Origin of the sequence: Bartonella sp. AA1HLJMS, assembly GCF_042197445.1 — a bacterium.
Classification (GTDB): Bacteria; Pseudomonadota; Alphaproteobacteria; order Rhizobiales; family Rhizobiaceae; genus Bartonella.
Window position 1 is genome coordinate 1 of sequence record NZ_JBHIRW010000075.1, and the last position, 3,851, is coordinate 3,851.

2 protein-coding genes are annotated in these 3,851 nt (G+C 47.1%); both read left to right on the forward strand.

What is annotated here, in order from left to right:
• On the forward strand, positions 1–1,233 hold a 1,233-nt coding region (locus tag ACFIQE_RS08930), incomplete at its 5' end, for a ShlB/FhaC/HecB family hemolysin secretion/activation protein (protein ID WP_375707571.1).
• A gap of 91 nt (positions 1,234–1,324) precedes the next feature.
• A partial coding sequence (locus ACFIQE_RS08935; RefSeq protein ID WP_375707572.1) for a filamentous hemagglutinin N-terminal domain-containing protein occupies positions 1,325–3,851 on the forward strand: 2,527 nt, incomplete at its 3' end.

Here is a 3,851-nt window from a genome sequence, read left to right on the forward strand (position 1 = left end):
GCTTTTCCAAACCTTATTGGAAAGCCGACCAATCTGCGCCAGATAGAGCAAGGGCTTGATCAAATCAATCGGCTTTTCTCACGCCAAGCTACTATTAATCTTGGTGCTGGTGGCAATTCGGGTGGTTCGATACTCGATGTTCATATTGAAAAACAGAAACCTTGGCTTATTACGCTTTCCAGCGATAATCTTGGCGCTAAAGCAACAGGGCTTTATCAAACGCGCTTGAGCCTTTCTTTTGATGATCTGTTGGGGATCAATGATCAATGGTCGTTGAGCTATCAGCGTTCTATGGATGGTAGTCCGTATCATTTTTCTCACAAGCGCCCCAATAGTGATACTCTAACGGGATCCTTTTCTCTTCCCTATGGCACTTGGACAACAGGTTTTGATGGGACGTGGAGCCAATATCATTCGAGTGTTAAGGGAATATTTTCCGATATTATGACTGCGGGCAAGTCTTTATCGCTTACACCGTGGATTTCACGGGTTATCGACCGTGATCAAGAGGGAAAGACCTGGCTTACAGGACGGTTGACATGGAAATATTCTGATAATTTTATTATGGGCAGTCGGGTTGATGTTTCCAGCCGTAAATTGGCTATTGCAACCTTTGAGCTTGATCATTCGCGCAAGTGGCTTGGAGGAGAATTAAGCGCGCATATAGGGTTTCATAAAGGGTTGGCAATTCTTGGCGCTTATGACGATAAAGAGCAAGAGAATGCAACAAAAAATTCACCCAAAGGGCAATTTTCCAAATTGTCTTTTTCCCTAGGCTACGTGCGTCCTTTTTCGCTCAAACAATATAACTTTCGCTATAACACGCTGTTTTCAGGACAATTATCACCCGACACATTGTTTAGTTCAGAGCAAATATCGCTTGGTGGTAGTTCCTCTGTGCGTGGGGTGCGTGAGGCGATTTATTACGGCAATAATGGGGCGTTTTGGCGCAATGAATTGTCGCTGTTGTTGCCAGGTTTTTCTTCGAGAATGGGGCGTAAATTTATGAGCCAATTTGCCCCTTATATGGCGCTTGATCTGGGGGCTGTAGCCAATAATGTAAACAAAAACAGTTTTGGCGGGAGCCTCGTTGGGGCAACTCTTGGTTTCCATGCAACCGGAGACATTACGGATATTGATGTGTCTTATTCGAATATTTTAACCCAATCGACAGTGCGAGAAAAGGGAAATGCGACAGGGTTATTTCAAGTGCGGGCATTATTGAGATTTTAGAGCAAAGGGGCGGTAAAAAATATCGCTGCGCTGTTTATACCCATATGGGTTGTTTTTTTAAAGAGATAAAGAATTTTATGAGGAGCTGAAGATGCGGGGATTGAAAAATCAAAAGCATAGATTGGGATATGGATACAAGCTATGGCAGCGCGTTCTTTGTGTTTTGCAGCGAGGGATCCATAAGGGGCTTTCACTTGTTTTAAGCTTTTGCTTAGCTTTTCAGCCTTTGTTGTTGCAAGCACAAGCGCTTGGAGCGCGAAGTCCTGTTGCACAAGAGAGCCAAGGGATAAAAGCAGCTGATGGGGTTGGCTCTGTTTTCCGCCCCACGGTGGGGAAAGCCGGCAATGATGTGCCGCTGATTGATATTGTTCGCCCCAATGGACAGGGTCTTTCTCATAACAAATATGACAGTTTCAATGTTGATACCCATGGCGTGATTTTGAACAATTCGACTGAGGAGGTTTCGCGTTCACAGCTTGGGGGATTGGTGCCAGGCAACGGCAATTTGCGTTATAGCGGTGCAGCAAAGGTTATCCTCAATGAAGTGGTGAGTGCCAATCGCTCGCGTCTTGAAGGCGTGAGCGAAGTACACGGGCATATGGCGGATGTTATTATCGCCAATCCCAATGGGATTACCTGTAACGGTTGTGGCTTTATTAATACACCACGGGTGACTTTATCGACCGGACAACCGATTATTGGAGCCGATGGGGCTTTGAGTGGATTGCGTGTTGAGGGTGGAGATATCACTATAGGCGCTCGTGGGGCTGATGGGAGTGCATTAGATATTTTTGATCTTGTTTCGCGCAAGATCAGTGTCGGGGGTCCCATACAGGTCAAAGGAGATTTGGCTGTTATCGCGGGGCGCAATCATTTTGATTATAACAAACGCGAAGCAACTTCTCTTGGTTCTGATAGCAAAGAGCCAGAATTGGCGATTGATTCCAGTGAGTTTGGTGGAATGTATGCGGGGCAGATCCGCGTGATTGCCAATGATAAAGGTGCGGGCGTTAAGATGCGAGGAGACATGGTTGCCAATGCAGGCGCCATGAGATTGACAAGTGATGGCAAGCTGGTAATTGCCAAAGCACGTGCCAAAGGAGCAGTAAAAGCGCGTTCTCACCACGACAGTGTGCATGTGAAAGATCTGCTTTTTTCAGAAGAAGCAGTTGAACTGAAGGCTTTGAAACATGTTGAACTGGCTGAGCAAGCTCGCGTTGCGGCAAGCGGTGCTGTTGATGTGGGCGCCGATCTGATCAAGCTCCAGTCTCATGCTCTTCTAGCAAGCGGTATTGGGAGTGATGGTCAACAGTCAGCGACGGGTTCTTTGCATTTACAGGCAGCAAAGCTTGAGGCGGGGAATGGGCGGATAGCCGCCGGTGATCTTTTAGAGATCCAAGCAGCAACAATTGATCTGAGCCGCATGCAAGACAATGATCAAACAGGGGTTTCTTCCCTTGGCGATCTGACCATTAAAACCAATCAAATCAGCGCTTTAAACAACCATATTGGTGCCAAGGGGAATATTGTCTTGAGCGCCGATGATGGGCTCACTGTAGGCGCTGGACATTATAGCGCCGGCGGCTCTCTTTTGGTGGAAGCAGCAGAGCTTACATCACGCGCGCGCTTAGTGGCAGAGCAAAAAATTGACCTTTATGCGCATCACGGTGCCCTGATCCAAGAAGGCACTGTATTGTCCAATGGGAAGATAACGCTGGATGCCCATGGTGCCCTCAATCATACGGGTGATATTGTCAGTATGCAGCAGGTTGCCTTGACAGCGGGGGGCATGCTCACAACCTCTCAAGAGAGCACGATTTTAAGTTATGATGTGGTTTTGAGTGCTGATGCTTTAACCCAAGCAGGGACTGTGGAAGCCCAAGAAGGAGCATTAACCCTTCAAGTGCGTGATGGGGTCGCAAATAGCGGCACAATGCGCGGTGAGAGTGTCGATGCTCATATTGGTGCATTTACCAATCAAGGGACGTTTATTGCAACCGATGATTTGCATTTGATGGTAAGCACACAAGAAGGCGCCGATCCGCAACAAGCCTTTCTGAAGAATACATCCGAAGGTGTCCTTCAAAGTGGTGGCGTTTTTGTTGTGACCGCAGGGCAATTAGACAATGCCGGTGTGCTTGGCTCTAGTGGTGAGAATGTTGCCCTCAATGTGGCAGGGAATGTCAGCAATAGTGGGCTGATTTACGCCAAAAAATCTATGGACGTATTCAGTGATGGTGATTTAACCAACACACAGGGCAGAATGATTGCAGAAGAGGCTCTCAGCATTGGTGGGCTGAAAGAGACACGTGCTGGTCATATAAATAATGAGGCTGGTCTTCTCAGTGCTTTAGCCGGTGAGATGAAGATTGTTGCAACGTCTTTTGTCAATAAAAGCGCTGAAACGACAAATTCAGACCAACGAAACGCTACACATGATGAAGGTGCACATGTTTTAGCCCGGGATGGTTTGCGCATTGATGTGGGCAGTTTTGAGAATGTTGATGGTCTTATTTCTACGCAAGGGGCAGTCAATATTGTTGCTGATAGTGTGATCCAAGCAGGGCACATAGAGATTGAGCGTGGTGACCTTCAACTGACCAGCCACGGTGATTTAA